Below are 22,129 nucleotides of genomic sequence, written 5' to 3'. Positions count from 1 at the left end.
CGGCTACCCTAATCTAAACTCTTCTACTCATCTACTAATCAATCTTCTCCAACATGTTATTATAAATCTAATCAACCTGTCAAGATTGGATGTTATACTGTTTGAAATTTTCAAATAATTATTGAGAGGAAACGGACAAATCCGGGCGAAGGACAGTTGCTCCTTCTAAATAAACGTGATTGACTTTATCCTGCTCAATGTCTGTATTCACAGTCATCATAACTCTTATACACATTTTCAGGCTTCCTTTAACAGGTATTTCCTGCATACACATAACAGGAACATACGTCCACCCTTCGATGTTTCTCAATGCCTTTGCAGGAAAAGTCGATATAAGATCCTCTGTTACCGTTATTATAACTTGTGCTACTTGTTCCGGGTGAATACTATTATTTTTAATCATTTCCTTTAATAACTCATTTGTTGCCTTCAAGATTTGCTGTTCATTATCTTCTGTAACAGTGGTAGCTCCTCTAATCCCCCTAATCAAGCGACTTCCTCCTATTCGATAGATCTCCATTCATTTACCAATGAGTGTAGTTCCTCAGCAGTAAATGTCAAAGATGTCGTTTCTCCGATCCTTTTAAGCAAAATCATTTTAATTTGATTCGCTTTTGTTTTCTTGTCTTTAGTCATTCTTTTAATCAAATTTAGTGTGTCTTGTGAAACCGGTATGGTTGTTGGAAAACCTATTTTCTTAAACCATGCTTTTAATTCTTCATATGGTAATGATATGTTTAAAGATTTCATGCTTAGCCAAGTAGCAAATAACATTCCAGTTGCAACACAGTCTCCATGAGACAGTTTTCCATATCCGGCTTCAGCCTCAATTGCATGACCTAAAGTGTGACCAAAGTTTAAAATTTCCCTTATCCCTAGCTCTTTTTCATCTTTTGAAACAACATCTGCTTTAATCTTAATTCCTTCAAGAATCATTTTTTCTAGTCGCTCATTATTCACATCCTGCAAATCATGTATTTCGTATTGTAAATATTGGAATAATGATTCACTTCGAATTAGTGCATGTTTTATAACCTCTGCAAAGCCGGATCTCATTTCTTCAATTGGCAGACTTCCTAAGAAGTGACTGTCATAAACAACTGCTTTAGGCTGATAAAATGCACCGATCATATTTTTCCCTTCCGGATGATTGATCGCTACCTTTCCTCCAACAGCACTATCATGTGCTAAAAGAGTGGTTGGGATTTGTATGTAAGGAATTCCCCTCATAAATGTAGCTGCTACAAATCCGGTTAAATCTCCGACAACACCACCACCAAAAGCAAGAATGACAGACTTTCGGTCCAACTGCTGTTTTAATGCATAAGTCTGTAATTCATAAAACACATCAAAAGATTTTGCTTCTTCCCCACTAGTAATAACATATTTATAAGTTGTGAAATGAGGACATATTGTGCTTACTAATTTCTCACCATAAAACTTGTCAACATTTGAATCTGTTACAATCAAAACCTTTGAAGGAGATAAACCGTTTAGTATCGTTGTAAGTTCACTTATAACGTTATCTCCCACAAGGACGGGATACTCTGATTCTGTTGTTTTGATTTTAATTGATTTCATTAGAAATCCCTCGTGTGTTTTCTCATTGCTTCAACGTTTTCCTTGATTAAATCCATCCGATCAATACCAAATTGTTCCACTATAGCATTTGCAATTTCCCATGCTACAACAGCCTCGGCAACTACACTTGCTGCTGGTACTGCACAACTATCTGAACGTTCAATACTTGCAGTAAATGGTTCCTTTGTTTCAATATCCACACTTTGCAGCGGCTTATAAAGAGTTGGAATTGGCTTCATAACGCCTCTGACAATAACAGGCATTCCAGTTGTCATGCCTCCCTCAAAACCGCCAAGGCGATTCGTTTTTCTTGTATAACCGCCCTCTTCGGACCAAATGATCTCATCGTGAACCTGGCTGCCAAATTTACGGGCAGCTTCAAATCCAATTCCAAATTCTACACCTTTAAATGCATTAATACTAACAATCGCACCTGCTATTTTACTATCAAGTTTACGGTCATAATGTACATAACTACCAATACCTGCCGGTAATCCTTCCACAACAACCTCAACTACACCACCAATTGAATCGCCATTTGACTTTGCATTATCGATAGCTTCCATCATTTTTGATTCTGCTTCACGATCATAGCATCTTACTGGAGATTCCTCAGTCACTGCTAATAAATCGTCAATATTATCATAATTTGTATTTTCAGCACGTACTCCACCAATTTCTAGAACATGACCAACAACTTTAATGTTCAGCTCTGCTAGAATTTGCTTAGCTAAAGCTCCAACCGCTACTCTTACAGTCGTTTCACGTGCAGATGAGCGCTCAAGTACGTTCCGCATATCTCGATGACCATATTTCATTGCACCGACAAGGTCTGCATGACCAGGACGTGGACGAGTAATTTGGCGTTTCACTTCTTTTTCTTCTTCTTCCGAAATTGGCTCTGCACCCATAATCTTTGTCCAATGTTTCCAATCGTTATTTTCCACAACTAAAGAAATAGGAGATCCTAGTGCTTTTCCATGTCTGACTCCACCTAATATTTGTACCTGGTCTTTTTCAATTTGCATTCTTCTGCCTCGACCATACCCCTTTTGTCTTCTTGCTAAATCAATATTTATCGCTTCTGCTGTTAAATTTAGTCCTGACGGTACACCTTCTACAATAGCAGTTAATTGAGGCCCGTGAGATTCACCAGCTGTTAAATATCTCATTGTTCTCTCTCCCTTCAACGCACTAACGCTTTTAAGTATAAATATAACATAAGTTATTCAAATAAAATAGCAAGTTTTTACTTCTTTTGATAAAAAAATGTATCCGCAGATTTAAAACCAAAACGATCTGCATTAAAAATTTGTTCAGTACTTCCAACGAAGAAAATCCCATCTCTTCTTAAAGCTTGGCTAAATTTTGAGTATAAAGTTTCCTTAGCTTCTTCTGTAAAATATATTAAAACGTTTCGACAAACAATTAAATCAAAGTTTGTATCAAACGTATCTGACAATAAATTCTGTTTTTTGAATTGGACTGTTTTCTTAATATCCTCACTAACTACAAAATTAGCGCCATCTTTTTTAAAGTATTTATTCTTTATTTCGGCAGGTACTTCATTTAAGGAACGCTCAGGGTATATTCCCAACTTTGCTCTTGCTATAACATTTTCATCAATATCAGTTGCTAACACCTTTACTTTGGTTAACGGCATGAACTTTGACAGTATCATGGCAATTGTATAAGGTTCCTCACCCGTTGAACAGGCAGCACTCCAAACTTTTATATGACCGTTTTTTTCTAATAAAAAGGGAAGAATCTTTTCTTCAAGAACCTGCCATCTTTTATAGTTACGATAAAATTCTGATACATTAATTGTCATCCGATCTAAAAATTCATAATATAATTCATTCTTTTTAGATATCCCTTCAAAAAATTGACTAAAACTTGTAAATCCTCTTTTTTCATAGAGTGATATTAACCTTCTTTTCATTTGGGCTTCTTTGTATAGAGATAGGTCAATTCCTGTTTTCCTTTTGATGTTTTTTATGAATATTTCATAATCTTGGTCAACCATTGTCAGCTCTCCTAAAACTTGTCAAATATAATCATCCAATATTACTTTATAGTATATCTTAAATTTGTTTGAATTTGCTCAATTTTTAAAGAAAATTGCCGAAACTTGTTTTGTAATAGAAAATAGGGGTTCGAATTGGCATCCGAACCCCTGTGTCTCCTATGAATCTGTTAATAAATCCAACTATTTATTGCTTTATTATAGCTCACAAGTTCATTATCATTAAAAAATAGGCTTATTTCTCTATCAGCACTTTCCGTCGAATCTGAACCATGAATAATGTTTTTACTAACATACATGCAGTAATCTCCACGTATTGTTCCTGGTTCTGCATCCTTAGGGTTTGTTTTTCCCATCATTTTACGTGTTAATTCCACTACATTCTCACCTTCCCAAACCATTGCAAAAACCGGTCCAGAAGTGATAAATTGCACTAAATTATCATAAAATGGCTTCCCTTTATGCTCTCCATAATGTTTTTCAGCCAATTCAACAGGAATTGTCATCAACTTTGCGCCAACTATTTGTAAGCCCTTTCTTTCAAATCTACTAACAATATCCCCTATTAGTTGGCGTTGTACCCCGTCAGGTTTTACCATTAAAAATGTTTTTTCCATAATATATTCTCCACCCCATAGAAAATTTATGTATAGGCTTTCACACTCAAAAAAATAATATCATGTAGGGGAAAAGATTGCAATGATAGGGTGGAGATATCAATAATTAATTTAAAATTTTCTTTTTCCAATATACTTCGAAATACTGTAAAGAGTTGATCTTGCCCGATTTTTAGGAAGCTCTTCTAATATTAGAAAGGCTTTTTGGAGATAACGATCACTTATTTTTACAGATTTCTCTATAACTCCGGAGGATTGGATCATTTCTAGTATTGGTTTTATATCTTCTGCTGTCGTATTCATCGTAATTTTTTCTATCTCTTTTTTAATAGTTGGGTCTTCAAGGGCATACAACACAGGCAGAGTGATGTTTCCTTGTAAAAGATCACTGCCAACCGGTTTACCAAGTTCCTCAGCAGTCGAGGTGAAATCTAAAATATCATCTGTAATTTGAAACGACATGCCTACATAGTATCCGAACCAGAATAATTTTTTATGGATTTCCTCTGGTGCTCCTGAAGAAATGGCCCCAAGCTGACAACTTACTGCGATTAAGAGTGCTGTTTTACGCTTTATTCGCCTTAAATAAGTTCGAATTGATTGGTCAAATCGATACTTATCTTTTATTTGTTCTATCTCCCCTAAGCATACATCCACGATGGCTTTTGATAAGATTTTATGTGCTGTCGTATTATCTATTTTTGTCATCACTTCTAGTGACCTTGCGAGTAAATAATCCCCTGTATACATCGCGATCCGATTGTCCCATCTTGCTTTTACAGTGGGTTGACCTCTCCTTAACTCAGCATCATCGATAACATCATCATGAACAAGTGAAGCCATGTGTATTGTTTCTAATGCAACAGCCACATGTTTAACTATGTTTATATCATAGTTTCCGAACATAGAAGACAATAATACAAATACTGGGCGAATTCGTTTCCCACCTGCTTTTAGTAATTCTACATTCGCTTCACGCAGTAAAGGGTATTCAGAAACAGCTGTTATTTCCAGTTCTTGTTCAATTATATTAAGGTCATTATTTAAAAAAGAGTACATTGCTTTTAATTTCATACGAATTCACCTTAAACTCCGATTAATTGTTGTGGATAAGAGTACCCGGTAATAATGAATGACCACTTCAAGAAGAACACAACTTCCGTTAATAATAAGGAAGTCGATGTCTTTACTAATACTCTAAACCTTTAATAAAAGGAAATTTTCTTAAAGTACAAAAAAAGTTTGTTAATTTACCTTACTTAAGCCCACTTTTTAAGAAATTGGTCATACCTATCATTATTATTCATTCTCTTCTTTTGGCTTACTTCCGAGGTGCATCGCTGCTACACCACCTGTAAAGGGTTTTACTTGTATGTCTATGAAGCCCGCTTCCTTAAACATTGTAGCTAGTTCAGACATTCCAGGGAAGTCACGTGCGGATTCCTGCAGCCATGAATATTCATTATAGCTTTTAGCGAAAACTTTCCCAAATAGCGGCATGACATAGCGGAAGTAAATAAAGAAGAATTGCTTAAATACCGGTAAAGTTGGTTTAGAGGTTTCTAAACAAACCGCCTTTCCACCAGGTTTTAATACACGATTCATTTCTTTTAATACTTGCATATAATCAGGAACATTTCGGAGACCAAATCCAATTGTAACAAAATCAAAACTATGATCTTTAAAAGGAAGCTGCATTGCATTTCCATGGATCAAACTTACATTTTGTAACCCCAGCTGTTCTACCTTTTGCTGACCTACCTTTAGCATATTTTGACTAAAATCAAGCCCTGTTACACTACCTTCGGATCCTACTGCATTTGCTAAAGCAATGCTCCAGTCTGCAGTACCACAACAAACATCTAAAGCAGATTGTCCCTTCTGCACATTCATTCTTTTCATCGTTTCCTTACGCCATGCTTTGTGTCGTTGGAAACTAATGACAGAATTCATCTGATCATAATTTTCATAAATCTTCTCAAAAACACCATGGACTCTATCTTCTTTCGACTGACCCATACTTATAAACCTTCTTCCACTGTCTTTTTCTCATGTAGTAATGCATCGTGAAAACGGATTGAATGAAGTCGATCCGACAACAGTTCCCTAAAGGAAGATCTTTTTAAAAATCCTGAATTAAGAAGAGAAACAGACTTTTCAAAATACACATTACACGTTTCTGTCAAATAATTAATTGTAAATGGACTACGTACTATTCCATTTACATGCTGAAATTTTTCATGAGATAGTCTTTTATAAGTTAGGAAGTCTATACTAAATGACTTATGAGAATAAAGCTTAAAGTGATTGGCTACATGTTGAAACAGGCTGGTTTCAACAATTTGAAAACTATTCATCATTGAGGGCAAATTCAGATTATGTTCATGGTATAATCTTATTTTATGTTCGTTAATCTCTTTAATTGCCAATGCTAACGTTCCAACCATCTTGATATCCTCAATTTCAGAAAGCAATAAATAATACAACCCGCTAAAGTAATCTCCAGCTAAGACTGTTAGTTGTCTCTGTACAAATTCTTCGGAATTAATATGAAGATTCGTTGTAACATTATCATGTGTGTCAAGGGCAATTTGAACAAACATAGCCGTCATAATATAGCTTCTCTTTACTTCATCAGAAAGATCCATCTCATCAAAAATCGCACATAACAGTAGCAATTTATCTTCATCAATTTTGGGTGAAGGTAAATGCTTGACTAAAAAAGGATGTTCGAGCTTTTCCTCTAAATCTTTCTTTAATTTAGCTAAATGTACTACTAAGTCCTGCAAATATATCACCCTTGTCCCCAAATTAACATTATCTCTATCCTATCACTTACTAGCCTGCTCTCTGCTAAAATGGATTTACTCAACTAGTAAGAACCTGCCATATGTGGAAAAGGGGACAAATTTAAATTACTTTTTAATGGCCTCTACTCCACTTATTTAGTAGGTTTATGAACAAATATAAATTAGATCTATATGTACTATTTATATATTAATAAACATATTTTATTATATCATAACCAAAAATGGATTTTTATTTTAAATATAGTTTATTCTTTATGCTTAAAATCATTTTAGACTGTTCAGAACGCCTGCTGTCTCCTGGATTCAAATCGTATAAACTAGAATTAGAACTATCAGAAGACAAGCGTATCCAACAGTCATCAGATCCATAATACAAGGAATGTTTATTTGCGAGAATCACTTTCCAATTCTCCAATAGCCGTTTGAATTTGAGCTTTACCTCTTATTTTAATGGCAGAAGTATGCTCTGTGAATTGAGCTATCATCACTTCACCTTTGTCCAGTTTCTCAGAGTGGTGGAATCTTGTATCAGAACCTCTTGTTAAGCCAATTACGTGAACTCCGTCTTCAATTGCCTTAATTACTACAAAATCATTTTTTTGATTCATCCTTACACCTGCCTGTTTTTACAGATTAACTATATGTATTCTCCTATACATCATACCATTTTCTCTTAGAGAAAGCTCATAAAATTGTTCGTGGGATAGATAAGCATTAGTCGGCATTATAACTACCCTTTAATTAGTGACAGCACTTCAGACCTGGATGTTTCATCCTTCCGAAAAATCCCTCTTACCGCTGATGTAACTGTCTGTGACCCCGGTTTCTTTACACCTCTCATTGTCATACACATATGTTCTGCTTCAATAACTACCATGACTCCATGAGGTTCAAGTGATCTCATAATTGAATCAGCAATCGTTGACGTAATTCTCTCCTGGAGTTGTGGTCTTTTCGCAACAGCCTCTACTGCTCGAGCAAGTTTACTTAATCCTGTTACCTTTCCACCTTTAGGGATATAAGCAATATGTGCTTTACCGAAAAATGGAACTAAGTGATGCTCACACATTGAATAAAAGGGAATATCCTTTACCAGCACAAGTTCTTCATGATCTTCTCCAAAAATTGTTTTAAAGTGTTCACTTGGATCTTCACCTAAACCACTAAAAACTTCAGCATACATTTTAGCTACCCTTTTTGGCGTATCTATCAACCCTTCTCTTGAAGGGTCCTCTCCAATTGCTTCAAGAATTAATGTAACGGCTTGTTCAATTTTTTCATGATTAACATGCACCATCGATTTAGCCTCCTGGTCATTTATTTGATACAGATTCTAGCATATACACACTAAGAAAAGCAAAGTAAGACAAAGCAGGCAATATTAGTTAATTTCCGTTTAAATCATTTATTTTGAGGAAAAAACGAGCATGATCACATAAAAATTTTATCCCAAATGAAAAGCCCCTTATAAAAAGGGGCTTTCATAAAGAAGCTTGTATGTAATAGTTATTACATGACAAATTAACTTATTTTCCTGCAACAGCGTCTTTTAATGCTTTACCTGGTTTGAAAGCAGGCACCTTGCTTGCAGCAATTTCAATTTCTTCACCAGTTTGTGGGTTACGACCTTTACGAGCCGCACGCTCACGAACTTCAAAGTTACCGAAACCGATAAGTTGTACTTTATCACCATCTTTTAGTGCATCTAAAATTGTATCGAAAACAGCATCAACTGCTTTTGTTGCGTCTTTTTTAGATAATTCACTAGCTTCTGCTACTGCGTTGATAAGTTCTGTTTTATTCATGCCTTTCACCTCCTCCCAAAGGGATGGAACTCTTATTAGTCTTCATTTCTTCACAGTTTTCATCAATTGTATACATGATAAATTCATAATTTTATTTGTAACACGCTTATCTTAAACGATTTTTCAACATAATTCAATCATTTTCATCATGATAAATGGATATTTAGGAAGAATCGACCAACAGAGAAAAGAATTTCTGTAAAAAGATTAACATAATCATTCATGTGAATCAAGAGAAAACAAAATAAAAAACCAATGGTACCAAGGCTTTCCAACTCCAACACGATCATTCGTTCTATTTTTTGACTAAATCTGTAAAATTTCACGTTGGAATAATCGGATTCCTGTTACGTTCTGATGATATCAACTACTGTTTTACTAGTCCATTTTACTTCATAAATTTATGCTTTGATCGCACAAAAAAAGACCCCTTTTTAAGAGGTCAAATCATTATAAAATGATAGCAATTAATCCACCGGAGCCTTCATTGATTATTCTTTCTAATGTTTCTTTTAATTTATATCGTGCATTTTCCGGCATCAACGATAGTTTTGCTTGGATACCTTCACGAACGATTGAGCTTAAGCTTCTTCCAAATATATCTGAATTCCAAATCGATAATGGATTATCTTCAAAATCCTGCATCAAATATCGGACAAGCTCCTCTGATTGCTTTTCTGTTCCGATAATCGGAGCAAATTCTGATTCCACATCAACTTTAATCATATGAATCGATGGAGCAACTGCTTTTAGTCTTACTCCAAACCTTGATCCTTGGCGGATAATTTCAGGCTCATCTAGACTCATATCAGCTAATGCTGGCGCTGCAATTCCATACCCTGTTTGCTTAACCATTCGTAAAGCATCAGCCACTTGATCATATTCGGCTTTAGCATATGCAAAGTCCTGCATTAATTGGAGTAAATGGTCTTTCCCACGAATTTCTACTCCTACAACTTCTTTTAAGATTTGATCATATAGGTCATCCGGAGCATATAAATCAATCTCCGCAATACCTTGCCCCATCTCAATACCAGCCAAACTAGCTCGGTTAATGAAGTCATACTCACTAAACTGTCCAACAACTCGATCAACATCTCTTAATCTTTTAATATCTTTTACAGTATCTTTAACCGCTTCTTGGTAGCTCTGTCTTAACCAATGGTCTTCCCTTAGTACCATCACCCAGCTAGGTAGATTCACATTTACCTCTAATACCGGGAACTCGTATAAAGATTCTCTAAGAACGTTGATTACATCTGTTTCTCTCATACTCTCAACGCTCATTGCTAATACAGGGATATCGTACTTTACATTTAATTCTTGACGAAGGGCTTCTGTTTCAGGATGATGCGGATGCACCGTATTAATAATCATAATAAACGGTTTACCGACTTCTTTTAACTCTTCGATTACTCGTGCTTCAGCTTCTAAATAGTCTCTGCGCGGAATATCTCCGATAGAACCATCAGTTGTAATTACACAACCGAGTGTCGAGTGCTCTTGAATAACTTTACGTGTTCCAATCTCTGCTGCTTCATGAAAAGGTATTGGTTCTTCATACCATGGAGTATTAATCATTCGAGGGCCATTTTCATCCTCATAACCTTTAGCACCAGGTACTGTGTAGCCGACACAATCTACTAATCTAATATTGACATCAAGTCCTTCATCAACATGAATGGAAACAGCTTGATTAGGGACAAATTTTGGCTCTGTTGTCATGATGGTTTTACCAGCAGCACTTTGCGGTAATTCATCTTGAGCTCTCGCTTTGTCAGATTCATTGTCAATGTTAGGTAGTACAACTAATTCCATGAACTTTTTAATAAAAGTAGATTTACCTGTTCGTACTGCACCAACTACACCTAAATATATATCGCCACCGGTTCGTTCAGCGATATCCTTGAAAATATCTACTTTTTCCAAGTGATCCCCTCCCGATCATACAATTTGGGATAAAGCTTATCCGTTTTCTAATAGGACACTATATATGTATGACATTGTCCTATTTATTTATGACTTTGTTTCGAAATTTTTTTCAAGTATCGCCTTATTAAGAATTGGTTTAGAAAAAGCGAAAAAGAAAACCCTTCTTTCAGAGTTTATTCTCTTATGAAGGGTTCATGACTAAAATTTTCATTTAATTATCTTCTGTTAAAAAAACAGGCTCTCCCTTTTCATCGATTGTATACGGAAGGGAATATGCGGGCACAAATTGGTACTTCATAACTAATATTTCTCTAATATCGTCGCCTTGCTTAAAGCTATGTTCATGTTCTTTTAGGGCATTATTAAGATCAATTCGATAATCTACATATATCTGTGCATTTTTATCAATGACCAATGGCAAAAATTCACCCGAATAAGGACTCTCAACCATTGGATCTTCCTTATAACCAAGTTTTTCATAATCTAACGAGTATATTTCATCTGTAATAACATCTTTAAAAGGAGGATATCCATTCGCCTGACGATAAACATTCAGTTTTACATTGAGCTCATGGATTTCTTCAGCCATTCTTAAATCAATTAATTTAACAGTTGGATCCTTTTCAACATCAACTAAAACATATTGATAAATACCGCCAGTTTCATAAGCAGTTCCAGGCGGTTCAGCCATATATTTTGGAGTTAAGACAGAAAAATCTATAGGATACTTTTGATAAATCGGAGTTGACATATCTCTTGTTTTTATCGGCAATAGACCACTCGTATCTTGCTGATATTGATCAATTGAGGTTTGTACCGCTTGGATTTGATCATTATACGGTATTGTATTTTTTTGAAGCTTTTCTTCAGGATATAAACATCCTGTCAATAAGAAACAGCTTATTATGATCACAAGTGTATTTGACAATTTCATAGTCAATAACTTCCTTTTAATATTTATTTATTCTGAAACAGGTCCTGTAAAAACGACAAAGATAATAATGATTCCTGCTAGAATCATAAAGATGTAGGCTAAAATTGTCACAATAGCTTTGAGTACACCTTTCAGCTTAAAACGACTTAAATAAATAAGTATGATAGAGATAAACATGAATCCCATTGATGCAAACGAAATCCACATCTTCATTAATGCTGGACTCACCAAGATTCCTCCTTTGTGGCAACGCTTAAATCACGTCTTAGTTGAACTTAACATTTCAATTGAACTACCACTCTTTTTTATGCACCATTATGTAATTTTAAAAATTCCTCTGACTCATCGTAGATTATATTACACTTCCAATTGCTTGTCCAAAAATCACGTTAATCATAACAATACATACCCTAACTAATTAACAATAGTAATTGAAAAACAAATTTTCCGCCATTCCTTATGTAATAAGTTTTTATACAGTATCTATATATACAGCCTTTTTGACATTAAAAAATACTGAAGTAAAGAGGGGACGATCTTTACTTCAGCAAATGGTAAACCGACTAAATAGTACCCAACAATAAGAACAACTCTTATTTGACTACGATGCATTTTATGCGGAAGAGGAAGCTTTTGTATCCTCTAATGCCTATTGTCGCCATTAATCTTTGTTATTTCCGATAATGAACTGGCTTTTAGGAATCTGAGGTTTGAAAACCTACCAACCACTTTATGCAGGTAGAAAATACCTTATAGGATATTATGTTCTTTTGTTTTATTTCTTGGTATTTTATGCAATATCACTGGCGAATGTCACATCAATTACCGATTCTCCATAATATTTACAAGGTCTTCCATTTCATGAGTTTTAACACGAGCCATTAAAGCATCCACGGCTTCCTTAGGTGCCTTTCCATTAAATAAGACATCATACAACGCTTCAGTTATTGGCATTTTCACATTATACTTTTTGGCTAATTGATAACCGGCTTTTGTCGTTCTAACACCTTCAACAACCATCCCCATATTTTGTAATACTTCATCTAAGTTGTGGCCTTTACCTAACAAATTACCTGCACGCCAGTTTCTTGAATGAACACTTGTACAAGTGACAATTAAATCACCTATCCCAGTTAATCCTGAGAAAGTGAGTGGGTTTCCCCCCATTATGCTGCCTAAACGGGCAATTTCCGCTAGACCGCGTGTAATAAGTGCCGCTTTGGCATTATCCCCATAGCCGAGTCCGTCTGTAATCCCTGCAGCCAATGCAATGATATTTTTAAGTGCCCCGCCGATTTCTACCCCAATTATATCAGGGTTTGTGTATACTCTAAAATTTTGATTGATAAAGAGATCTTGTATGTATTCCGCTGCTTTCATATTCTTGGAGGAAGATGTTACTGTTGTGATATGCCTTTTGCTCACTTCTTCAGCATGACTCGGGCCCGAAAGTACCACAACATCTGTTAGTAATTCCTGAGGCATTTCCAATTCAATAATTTCTGAAATTCTAAGTAAGGAATCCGGCTCGATCCCTTTACTAACATGAACAATTGTGACAGGTTTCTTTATGATTTGTCGCATATCTTTCAAAACATCTCGAATCGCCTTCGTTGGAACCGCCAAAACAACTGTATTAACATCCATTAAACTTTCTTTGAAATTAGAGACCCCTTCAATATTTGACGGAAGTTCCACACCTGGTAAATACTTTTCATTCTTTTTGGTAGCATTAATTTCCTTAATTAATTCAGGACGATGGCCCCAAAGTTTGACAAGATGTCCATTATCAGCTAGTACAATAGCAAGTGCTGTTCCCCAGCTACCTGCACCTAATACCGTTATTTGCTCCATAATTTCACGCCCTTTATCTGTAAATAGGTGACTAGATGCAAAGACAAATGTACATGTTGAAATGAATCGACATTTCTTCAACATGCACTTTTAAGTTTATCATAATAAATTTATTACTTTCTTTCTCTTGCGAAGATCTTTATCGGCGTACCATCAAACTCAAAGGCTGCTCTTATTCTATTTTCTAAAAATCGTTCATATGAAAAATGCATTAACTCAGGCTCATTTACAAATACCACAAAAGTTGGCGGTTTTACTGCCACTTGAGCTGTATAGAAAATCTTTAGTCGTTTCCCTTTATGTGTAGGTGTTGGATTCATTGCAACAGCGTCCATCACAACATCATTTAATACATTTGTTTGTACTCGTCTTGAGTGATTTTCACTAGCTAATATGATGTGTGGCATTAATGTATGAATTCTTTTTTTCGTTTTTGCTGATAAGAAGACAATTGGAGCGTAATCTAAAAACTTAAAATGGTCACGAATATTGGCCTCAAATTCCTTCATTGTTTTTTCATCTTTTTCAACAGCATCCCACTTGTTTACAACGATAACAACAGCCTTACCAGCTTCATGTGCGTACCCGGCAATATGTTTATCCTGTTCAATGATTCCTTCTTCTCCATTAATAACAACCAAAATAACATCCGATCGATCAATCGCCTTTAATGCACGCATTACACTATATTTCTCGGTCGTTTCATAAACTTTTCCTTTTTTCCTCATACCGGCTGTATCAATAATAACGAACTCTTGTCCTTCATATTTATAGACGGTATCAATTGCATCCCTGGTCGTTCCTGCAATATCGCTAACAATTACCCGGTCTTCTCCTAAAATTGCATTAACAAGTGAAGATTTCCCGACATTTGGTCGACCAATTAGAGAAAATTTAATTGTTGATTCATCATAATCATCTGATCCCATATTTTTAAAATGCTTAGCCACCTCATCTAATAAATCCCCTAATCCTAAACCATGGGAACCTGAAATAGGAAAAGGCTCTCCAAACCCAAGAGAATAAAAATCATAGATATTTGCACGCATTTCCGGATTATCAACCTTGTTAACAGCCAAAACAACCGGTTTATTTGATCGGTATAAAATTTTTGCAACTTCTTCGTCTGCAGCTGTTACCCCTTCTCGAACATTTGTTAGAAACACAATCACATCCGCTTCTTCAATGGCAATTTCAGCTTGATGACGTATTTGTGCTAAAAATGGTTCATCCCCAATATCAATTCCACCTGTATCAATGATATTAAATTGATAATTTAACCATTCACCTGAACTATAAATTCTGTCTCTTGTAACACCAGGTATATCTTCAACGATTGAAACACGTTCACCTACAATTCGATTAAAAATCGTTGACTTACCTACATTTGGTCTTCCTACAATTGCTATTACTGGTTTTGCCATACAATACACCTTCCCTGACTATTTAAACTCAATTTGCAAATAAGAGCGACATTATGGTGATGTTTCTATACAAAAAGTTCTGAATTGATCTTACATTTAACATGAGACATTTCTTCATCTCAAACCAAATTCCATCCACCGAAACTCTATATATGTATTCATTAGCTTATTTTACGAATAATAAACAATCACTTCAATGCAAAATATTTCTCTTATCAAAAACCTGACTTGCTTTACCAAGTCATAGTTGGATAACACATTCATTTTCTTCATAATTTCTTCATAACTTTGACTGATTCTTATAAAAGAAACCCTTCTATATAAACAAGAAGGGCTTAACTTTTATATATTATCAAACATTTCCTAAATTCACAACTTAGTGCTTGACGATGACATACATATCATCACCAATGCCGTGTGCGATACCATCAAGTATTGCTTCAAGATTTTTAGCAAAAAAATTCATTTCTTCTGTTGTTTTGCATATGAAAATGGCTGTCCCACCTGCAGCCTTTGTTTTATCGGTTGTTATAATAGCTAGTATATATTTTTCTAGTGCACTCAATTAATTCCCTCCTCGACGATTTGCTTTCGCTTCAGACGGCATTCTAATGGCATTTTCCAGAGTTGGTACATTTCCGATAACACGAATCGCTTTATCAACATCACGGTCTTGTGGCAGTACAAATACTCCCAGACGACCATCACCAAGGTCACGCTTTGCTAGTGGAACTAAAGAAGGTTCACCCGAGTCCCGAACAACCCCCATTGCAGTCGACACATCATGTAAAATCGCTTGACGCTGACCTAGATTCGCAATTGTTGTTCGAGAATTTTCATTTTTGGGTGTCAAGACAAAACCCATCCCATATTTTAAAACTGCTTCTTGTTTATCTGGTATCCCAATATTCATAATATAAATATTATCTACATATAATCCAGCACCTTCAAAATGCGGTTCTACAAATTCAATGTCAACCAGGTCTTTTATTCTGCTGCCTGACATTAACTTACGGCATATTAAAAAGCAGACAATTCCAACGATAATGGCTACATACACATTTACGACTAAATAGGTAAAAGTCGTAAAAAGGGATGTAAAAATAACAAGGTAGTTTCTACTTTCGAACGCTATCGCGATTCCTTCAATATATGTATTTCCCCTTGGAACCAGCTCATATTCGTCTAACACAGTTAACGTATTTCTCTCCATATTCCTAACATCCCGGAATTGTGACGCGGCAACAGTTAAAAATGTGATTGCTGTAAAATCTTCCTCCATAATTGAAGGGACGGCAACTGTTCCTAAGCCTGCAGCAATAAAGCCAAGAGCTACATGAATAATTTTCCCGTGCAAGTATGTTGGATATTGCCTGTAATCAGTTCTTAACATATGTAACCTTGTAAGAACTCCAACAATTACACCAAATAAAACAGGTAATGTGTATTCATTCATTTTATCCTTGTTTCTCCTTTGTTGGTTTTTGCAATTTTATTATGGAGTTCTCAACCACCATTGTGAAATGTTCAATACCACTCCATAAAAAGATTATGAAACAGCCTATTGATAACATATCTAAAAAAGATTCTGTCCCAAATGTTATTTCATTATGAAATTGCCCTAATACAATCCAATAAAGAACTTCCCCTTGACAGAGCGCAATAATATACAATGAATAACGTTGTAACGATGCACGACCTAAATAAATGGCTAATATACTTATGAAAGCGCCAATGATAAAGCGTATGTCTAAGATAAACCATACTGGATCATAGATCCTAAACAACATGATTCCTGCATACGCAAATGTAATCGTTAAGCTAGTTAAATAAAAAGAAATCAATTTAAATTTACCTTCGTTTACAGCTAGATAATATCCCAAAAATAAAGATAATAACAATGTCATATTGATAGAATAAGTTGAAAAAATGACATACCATTTACTTAACAGTATAGAGACTAAAATACATATACTTACTTTAAGACGTTTCTTGCTCTTATCCATCATGAATGTTGTGAAAATCCAAGCTATCCACATAATCCAATAAAAAAAAATTCCTTCCATCTCACTCCTCCTACTATTCCCATTATGTCTATTTATCATTAGCTTTAATCGAATATTAGTAAAAAATAGCAAGTATAGATGGACGAAAAACTACAAAAAATGAACTATACAATAGTAAAGGGGGAAAAATAAATGGGTAAAGACCGCCAGGAGAAAAAACTAAGAGAAAGTAAACGAGTTGAGTCAGATCGTGATCAATCATTAAATTATCCTGGAGCAACAACTTTAGAAGGACCAGAAGCAGCTCGAAAACGAAATAAATAATAATAAAAGACGAACTTTTGAATTAATGTAAGACAAAAAAGAGGAGACCTTTAATTAAATGGTCTCCTCTTTTTTGTTTATCTATTACTGTATGTTGTAGTTTGTATACCTCTTTCGGTTAACCAATGATGTGTCTGTCCATTAATAACCAATGGTGCCTGTTTAAGCTCTTGAATGGTCCTTACTCCCAAAGCTGTCATAATGATTGTTAGATCTTCTAAAATATCAATTATTTCTTGTACTAAGTCATCATAACTTCCTTCAATAAAGATTTTCAATAAATACCCTGCCATACCAACCATTGATGATCCTAACGCAATAGCTTTTGCGACATCAAGAGCATTTTGAATACCTCCCGAACCGATAATGGAGATATCCTGATTTTCACTATGTATTTCAGCGATTGAAGCAGCTGTTGATATTCCCCATACATTAAAAAAAGAAAGAACCCGTTCTCTACGAAGGTTTTCTATTTTTGAAAAATTCGTCCCTCCATAACCTCCAACATCAATGGCAGTAATGCCAACTTCCTTCAATTTAAAAGCAATTTCACGATTTATCCCAAAGCCAACTTCTTTAACAATAACCGGCACAGAAATATGTTTAGTAATATTTTCAATTCTTTTTAATGCATTTGTAAAATCACGGTCTCCCTCCGGCATGACAAGTTCTTGAACAACATTTAAATGTATTTGTAAGGCATTTGCATCAAGCATGTCGATTGCGACTTTTGCTTGTTCAACAGTTGCTTCACTACCAAGATTCGCAAATATCACTCCGTTTGGATTTACCTTTCTCATAATTTCATATGAAGGCCTCTCACTTTTGTCTTTTATCGCAGACATTTGTGAACCAACAGCTACTGCAATATTCGCATCACCTGCAGCCTTAGACAGCGCCTCATTAATGATCCTTGTGTCTTCACCGCCACCGCCTGTCATCGCATTTATTAAAAGAGGCGAACTTAGAAAAAGTTCGCCAACTTGGGTTGATAAATCAATATCGTTAACAGACAAATTTGGTAAGCTTTGATGAACAAAGGTTATATCTTCAAGTCCATTTGTAAGTTGTTGTCCTGTAGACATGGCATGTTGAATATGCTCAATTTTTCGCTCTGCTCTTTTACTCACCTTAATCACCGTTTATTTTAATTTTTTTAATTGATCTCCAATCATTTCTCCTAATTGGAAACCTGAAGAAGCATCTTCCTGGGCTTGATACTGACTAACATCTTCATCTGAAGCTTTTGTTGTCTCTTCAAGCTCACGGATACTTAATGATATTCTTTGTTCAGATTCATTAATATCCAAAACTTTTACTTTTACTTGTTGATTTTCGTCTAATACTTCATGAGGTGTACCAATATGCTTGTTAGATATTTGTGAAATATGTACAAGCCCTTCAACACCTGGAAGTATTTCTACAAATGCTCCAAAGGAAACTAAACGTTTTACTACACCATCGACAACATCACCAACCTGAACTTTTTCTTTAATGTTGGCCCATGGTCCAGGTAATGTTTCTTTGATTGATAACGAAATTCTTTCATTATCACGGTCAACTGCAAGAATTTTCACAGAAACCTTCTGTCCTTCCTGCACAACATCAGATGGCTTATCAATATGTTGATGTGATAGTTGTGAAATATGCACTAATCCATCAATACCACCGATATCTACAAATGCACCAAAATCAGTTAAACGTTGAACGGTCCCTTCAATTGTAGATCCAACTACTATAGAATCTAAAAGCTCAGATTTTTTTTCACTTTGCTCTTTTTCTATTACTGCTCGATGCGACAAAATCACTCGGTTTTTCTCTTTATCTAGTTCAACTACGATAAGAGAAAGAGTTTTTCCCATATACTCTGAGAAATCCTCCACGAAATGAGCTTCTACTAATGATGCTGGAATAAACCCTCTGACACCTAGGTCAACTACAAGACCGCCTTTTACAACATCTTTAACATCAGCATGAAAAACTTCTTTTGTTTCAAATTTTCTCACTAGTTCATCCCATGCTTTTTCTGCATCAACGGCTCTTTTTGATAGAACTAGTGCTTCTTCCTCAACTTTTAACACTTTTAATTCAAGTTCATCATTTTCGCTTATGACATCAGAAGCTTTTTCAACATGTAGGCTTGAAAGCTCACTGATTGGAATGATACCGGAATGCTTACAATTTTCAATTTCTACAATTACCTGTTTTTCCTCTACCTTTGTTACGATTCCTTTTACGACATCACCAACTTCAGGTGTTTCCACTTGAACACTGTTTAATTCTTCTACCATCTCAATTACCTCCTTGTCAAAACCTGCGCTACTTTTGATTAACTATATGTAAGATTTCATTTTATTAAAAAACAAAGAGTTTTTCTTCCCCTAAAATAAAATGAAAAATTCCTTCATTTTAAACTTCTAATAAATGCTACTTTTTGTCAAGCATGAAGACTTCATTTCTTTTATTTTTGAAGCAGTTTATTTATTTCTTCCATAATAATACTTGTCATTTCTTCTGCGTTTATTTTTTTCTCACGATATTCTTCCATATTTATAGGTTTACCATAAACAACCCGAAGAGGTCGAAATGATTTATATGGTCCTATTATAGCACATGGAACTACAGCAGCAGTAGAACGAAGTGCAAAGAATCCGGCACCAGCTTGTCCTTTACCTAATTTACCATCTTTACTTCTAGTACCTTCAGGAAACAATCCTAAAACATGACCCTCTTTTAATACCTTAAGACCCGCACGGATTGCTTCACGATCTCCCCCACCGCGTTTCACAGGGAAAGTCCCGAAATTAGTTAACAATTGCTTAAGGACTGGTACGTTAAAAAGTTCCGCTTTTGCCATAAATAATACTTTTCTCGGCGCTGTTACCCCAACTACAGGAGGGTCAAAATTACTTATATGATTTGTACATAACAACACTCCGCCTTCTTTAGGAAAATGTTCCAACCCTTCCACTTTAATTCGGAATGTTGGTCTTAATAAACCTGCAACAACTGACCTTGCAAAAGGATATAATGACACAGTATCAAAGCCTTTCTTCTATATAATCTTCTATTTTTTTTACGACTTGTTGAATTGTTAAAGCAGTAGTGTCAAGTTCAATTGCGTCTTCTGCCTTTCTAAGTGGAGCAACCTCTCTTTCCGAATCAAGCTTATCACGGTTTGCAATTTCTTGTTTCAGCTTTTCAAGATCAGAATCAAATCCTTTTTTTAGATTTTCATCATGTCGTCTTTTTGCTCTTTCTTCAACAGATGCCCGTAAAAAGACTTTCAGTTCAGCCTCTGGTAATACATGTGTACCAATGTCTCTCCCATCCATTACCACTCCACCCTGTGAAGCTAGTTGGCGTTGACGTTTTAACATTTCTTCTCTTACTAATGGATGCATAGCAACATATGATACATGATTTGTTACTTCGCTTGTTCGTATCACTTCAGTAACATCTTCAGAATTCACCTTAACTATTTGTCCATCCTCTGAAGGGAAAAGTTCAATTTTAATTCTGGAGAGCACATCGGCTACTTGCTGTTCATTTTTACAGTCCACATTTTCCTGTAAAGCTATATATGTAAGTGCACGATACATCGCACCAGTATCAATATATATATATGAGTAATCCTCTGCGATGATTTTTGCAACTGTACTTTTTCCTGCTGCAGCTGGTCCATCTATTGCTACCGAGATTTTTTTCAATGTTATAGTTCCTCCAAATAGGTTTTTAGTCTAGTAGTTTTCTTTGTCGCATCATCAGAACATATTTGGTTATCAATAAGTAACTGTTCTATACGATTACTGTTAGTAACAAGTTCGAGAGCTCCCTATCATTCCTATTAACTACTCTTCCATAAAGAAAGACAAACAAATGAAGCAGGTCAAAAGGCACCTGCATCATTTATTGGCTAAATGTTTCAAGCCATTCAGTTATCGTAATTTTATTCACACCTTCATACTGAACAACACGGGAAAGATAGGGTTGAACATGCGAATTTTGAATTAAAAGTTGTGCACAAACAAGTGCTATGAATTGGATAACTATTAATTTAATTAATATTCGTTCAACACGTTCCATTACAATTCAACTCCGGTATTTTCTTACTAGTATGGTTAAAAATACCGAATATTATTCTTCGACAAGACCTTTTCTACGCAACTGAATTTGTTGATTAAAACAAAATTGAAGCAAAATTTGTCTTGTTTCTTCGTCAATATTTATAAATTGTATAGGAGCTTTCACATATAACTCATGATCTGCTGGTATTACCCGAATAATTTTCCCCTTAACACTTATATATTCCATTTGATCTTTATGAAAAGGAAGAGCAAACCATATTAATATCTCCTGATCTTTCTTTAGATTCGTCGTACGAGGAAGAAGAAGAGCTGTCCCACCAGCACTTATATCTGAAGTTACAGCTGTGAAAGCCTGAAATTCATTCCCAATCGGGTGTATTGCTACATCTAAGTTTGTATCAATTCTAACAAACTGTCTTCTTTGTATACGAATAAGCTGATGATCACCTGGATATGTTAGTGAAATCATTGGAATATTTTCCTTCGTTCGACCTGTTACTTCTGTCTGAAATCGATAAACATTATCATTTGTTACAAATGAAGCAACCAGCTCAGTTCCAATGATTAAAAAAGCCGTACGGCCGGTATCCAGGTTAATAGGATAATCAATAAAGAGCTTATTATCTTTTCTTTCAACTAGTTTACATTTTAATTTTTCTAATTTTTCACCTTTTGTTTCTAACGTAATGGCATCCCCAATTTTCAGCACATTATCACTCTCTCTAAGT

Annotated in this window: 27 protein-coding genes; 1 reads left to right on the top strand and 26 read right to left on the bottom strand. The window is 35.2% G+C overall.

Annotated features, from left to right (window positions below; genetic code table 11):
- Window positions 1-118: 118 nt before the first annotated feature.
- The 20 genes from aroH to LC095_RS02415 form a co-directional block, all read right to left on the bottom strand.
- Window positions 119-490, bottom strand: coding sequence for a chorismate mutase (gene aroH, locus LC095_RS02505; protein WP_226526643.1), 372 nt, complete (start codon window positions 488-490; stop codon window positions 119-121).
- Between the two features lie 11 nt (window positions 491-501).
- A complete protein-coding gene (gene aroB, locus LC095_RS02500; protein ID WP_226526642.1) occupies window positions 502-1,581 on the bottom strand; it encodes a 3-dehydroquinate synthase in 1,080 nt (359 codons plus the stop codon).
- On the bottom strand, window positions 1,581-2,753 hold the full coding sequence (gene aroC / locus LC095_RS02495; RefSeq protein WP_226526641.1) for a chorismate synthase: 1,173 nt from the start codon (window positions 2,751-2,753) through the stop codon (window positions 1,581-1,583). The genes aroB and aroC overlap by 1 nt, the downstream gene beginning before the upstream one ends.
- Before the next feature lie 77 nt (window positions 2,754-2,830).
- Window positions 2,831-3,607, bottom strand: coding sequence for a CheR family methyltransferase (locus LC095_RS02490; RefSeq protein WP_226526640.1), 777 nt, complete (start codon window positions 3,605-3,607; stop codon window positions 2,831-2,833).
- A 170-nt stretch (window positions 3,608-3,777) separates the two neighbouring features.
- Window positions 3,778-4,224 carry a nucleoside-diphosphate kinase gene (gene ndk / locus LC095_RS02485; RefSeq protein ID WP_226526639.1) on the bottom strand — a complete coding sequence of 149 codons (447 nt, stop codon included), beginning with the start codon at window positions 4,222-4,224 and terminating at the stop codon, window positions 3,778-3,780.
- Window positions 4,225-4,335: 111 nt separating this feature from the next.
- Complete coding sequence (gene hepT / locus LC095_RS02480) at window positions 4,336-5,298, bottom strand: heptaprenyl diphosphate synthase component II (RefSeq protein ID WP_226526638.1); 963 nt, start codon at window positions 5,296-5,298, stop codon at window positions 4,336-4,338.
- Window positions 5,299-5,523: 225 nt separating this feature from the next.
- A complete protein-coding gene (locus tag LC095_RS02475) occupies window positions 5,524-6,243 on the bottom strand; it encodes a demethylmenaquinone methyltransferase (RefSeq protein ID WP_226526637.1) in 720 nt (239 codons plus the stop codon).
- Window positions 6,244-6,245: 2 nt separating this feature from the next.
- Window positions 6,246-7,013, bottom strand: a complete 768-nt coding sequence (locus tag LC095_RS02470) for a heptaprenyl diphosphate synthase component 1 (RefSeq protein WP_226526636.1) — start codon at window positions 7,011-7,013, stop codon at window positions 6,246-6,248.
- 404 nt (window positions 7,014-7,417) lie between these two features.
- The gene (mtrB, locus tag LC095_RS02465; protein ID WP_026560218.1) at window positions 7,418-7,642 is read right to left on the bottom strand and encodes a trp RNA-binding attenuation protein MtrB; all 225 of its coding nucleotides are present in this window, start codon (window positions 7,640-7,642) and stop codon (window positions 7,418-7,420) included.
- A gap of 122 nt (window positions 7,643-7,764) precedes the next feature.
- A complete protein-coding gene (gene folE / locus LC095_RS02460; RefSeq protein ID WP_226526635.1) occupies window positions 7,765-8,331 on the bottom strand; it encodes a GTP cyclohydrolase I FolE in 567 nt (188 codons plus the stop codon).
- Between the two features lie 229 nt (window positions 8,332-8,560).
- Window positions 8,561-8,839 (bottom strand): non-specific DNA-binding protein Hbs, encoded by a 279-nt coding sequence (hbs, locus tag LC095_RS02455; RefSeq protein ID WP_034332307.1) that lies wholly within the window; start codon window positions 8,837-8,839, stop codon window positions 8,561-8,563.
- Window positions 8,840-9,289: 450 nt separating this feature from the next.
- Complete coding sequence (gene spoIVA, locus LC095_RS02450) at window positions 9,290-10,768, bottom strand: stage IV sporulation protein A (protein ID WP_226526634.1); 1,479 nt, start codon at window positions 10,766-10,768, stop codon at window positions 9,290-9,292.
- A gap of 214 nt (window positions 10,769-10,982) precedes the next feature.
- Complete coding sequence (locus LC095_RS02445) at window positions 10,983-11,705, bottom strand: hypothetical protein (RefSeq protein ID WP_226526633.1); 723 nt, start codon at window positions 11,703-11,705, stop codon at window positions 10,983-10,985.
- 27 nt (window positions 11,706-11,732) lie between these two features.
- Entirely contained in the window at window positions 11,733-11,933 is a 201-nt protein-coding gene (locus tag LC095_RS02440) for a DUF2768 domain-containing protein (RefSeq protein ID WP_226526632.1), read from the bottom strand.
- Window positions 11,934-12,188: 255 nt separating this feature from the next.
- Window positions 12,189-12,317 carry a hypothetical protein gene (locus tag LC095_RS26705; protein WP_264195881.1) on the bottom strand — a complete coding sequence of 43 codons (129 nt, stop codon included), beginning with the start codon at window positions 12,315-12,317 and terminating at the stop codon, window positions 12,189-12,191.
- Window positions 12,318-12,527: 210 nt separating this feature from the next.
- Entirely contained in the window at window positions 12,528-13,559 is a 1,032-nt protein-coding gene (locus LC095_RS02435; RefSeq protein WP_226526742.1) for an NAD(P)H-dependent glycerol-3-phosphate dehydrogenase, read from the bottom strand.
- Window positions 13,560-13,672: 113 nt separating this feature from the next.
- Entirely contained in the window at window positions 13,673-14,983 is a 1,311-nt protein-coding gene (der, locus tag LC095_RS02430; RefSeq protein WP_226526631.1) for a ribosome biogenesis GTPase Der, read from the bottom strand.
- 376 nt (window positions 14,984-15,359) lie between these two features.
- Window positions 15,360-15,548, bottom strand: a complete 189-nt coding sequence (locus tag LC095_RS02425; RefSeq protein WP_226526630.1) for a capping complex subunit for YIEGIA — start codon at window positions 15,546-15,548, stop codon at window positions 15,360-15,362.
- Entirely contained in the window at window positions 15,549-16,439 is an 891-nt protein-coding gene (locus tag LC095_RS02420; protein ID WP_226526629.1) for a YIEGIA family protein, read from the bottom strand.
- A gap of 1 nt (window position 16,440) precedes the next feature.
- Complete coding sequence (locus LC095_RS02415; RefSeq protein ID WP_226526628.1) at window positions 16,441-17,049, bottom strand: hypothetical protein; 609 nt, start codon at window positions 17,047-17,049, stop codon at window positions 16,441-16,443.
- Window positions 17,050-17,181: 132 nt separating this feature from the next.
- On the opposite strand from LC095_RS02415, the gene LC095_RS02410 reads away from it, so the two are divergent.
- On the top strand, window positions 17,182-17,313 hold the full coding sequence (locus LC095_RS02410; protein ID WP_078432765.1) for a YpzI family protein: 132 nt from the start codon (window positions 17,182-17,184) through the stop codon (window positions 17,311-17,313).
- Between the two features lie 77 nt (window positions 17,314-17,390).
- On the opposite strand, the gene fni is transcribed toward LC095_RS02410, so the two are convergent.
- The 6 genes from fni to LC095_RS02380 all read right to left on the bottom strand — a co-directional run bounded on the left by fni (window position 17,391) and on the right by LC095_RS02380 (window position 22,110).
- Entirely contained in the window at window positions 17,391-18,452 is a 1,062-nt protein-coding gene (gene fni / locus LC095_RS02405) for a type 2 isopentenyl-diphosphate Delta-isomerase (protein WP_319005748.1), read from the bottom strand.
- A 3-nt stretch (window positions 18,453-18,455) separates the two neighbouring features.
- A complete protein-coding gene (gene rpsA, locus LC095_RS02400) occupies window positions 18,456-19,604 on the bottom strand; it encodes a 30S ribosomal protein S1 (protein WP_226526627.1) in 1,149 nt (382 codons plus the stop codon).
- A 170-nt stretch (window positions 19,605-19,774) separates the two neighbouring features.
- Window positions 19,775-20,350 carry a lysophospholipid acyltransferase family protein gene (locus LC095_RS02395; RefSeq protein WP_226526626.1) on the bottom strand — a complete coding sequence of 192 codons (576 nt, stop codon included), beginning with the start codon at window positions 20,348-20,350 and terminating at the stop codon, window positions 19,775-19,777.
- 4 nt (window positions 20,351-20,354) lie between these two features.
- Window positions 20,355-21,023 (bottom strand): (d)CMP kinase, encoded by a 669-nt coding sequence (gene cmk / locus LC095_RS02390; protein WP_226526625.1) that lies wholly within the window; start codon window positions 21,021-21,023, stop codon window positions 20,355-20,357.
- A 199-nt stretch (window positions 21,024-21,222) separates the two neighbouring features.
- Complete coding sequence (locus LC095_RS02385) at window positions 21,223-21,399, bottom strand: YpfB family protein (RefSeq protein WP_169908183.1); 177 nt, start codon at window positions 21,397-21,399, stop codon at window positions 21,223-21,225.
- A 51-nt stretch (window positions 21,400-21,450) separates the two neighbouring features.
- Complete coding sequence (locus LC095_RS02380; RefSeq protein ID WP_226526624.1) at window positions 21,451-22,110, bottom strand: flagellar brake protein; 660 nt, start codon at window positions 22,108-22,110, stop codon at window positions 21,451-21,453.
- Window positions 22,111-22,129: the final 19 nt, after the last annotated feature.

Origin of the sequence: Metabacillus niabensis (assembly GCF_020524345.1) — a bacterium.
Classification (GTDB): Bacteria; Bacillota; Bacilli; order Bacillales; family Bacillaceae; genus Metabacillus; species Metabacillus niabensis_B.
Note: the sequence above shows the minus strand (reverse complement) of the source record. Positions and strands in the feature narration are given on the sequence as shown.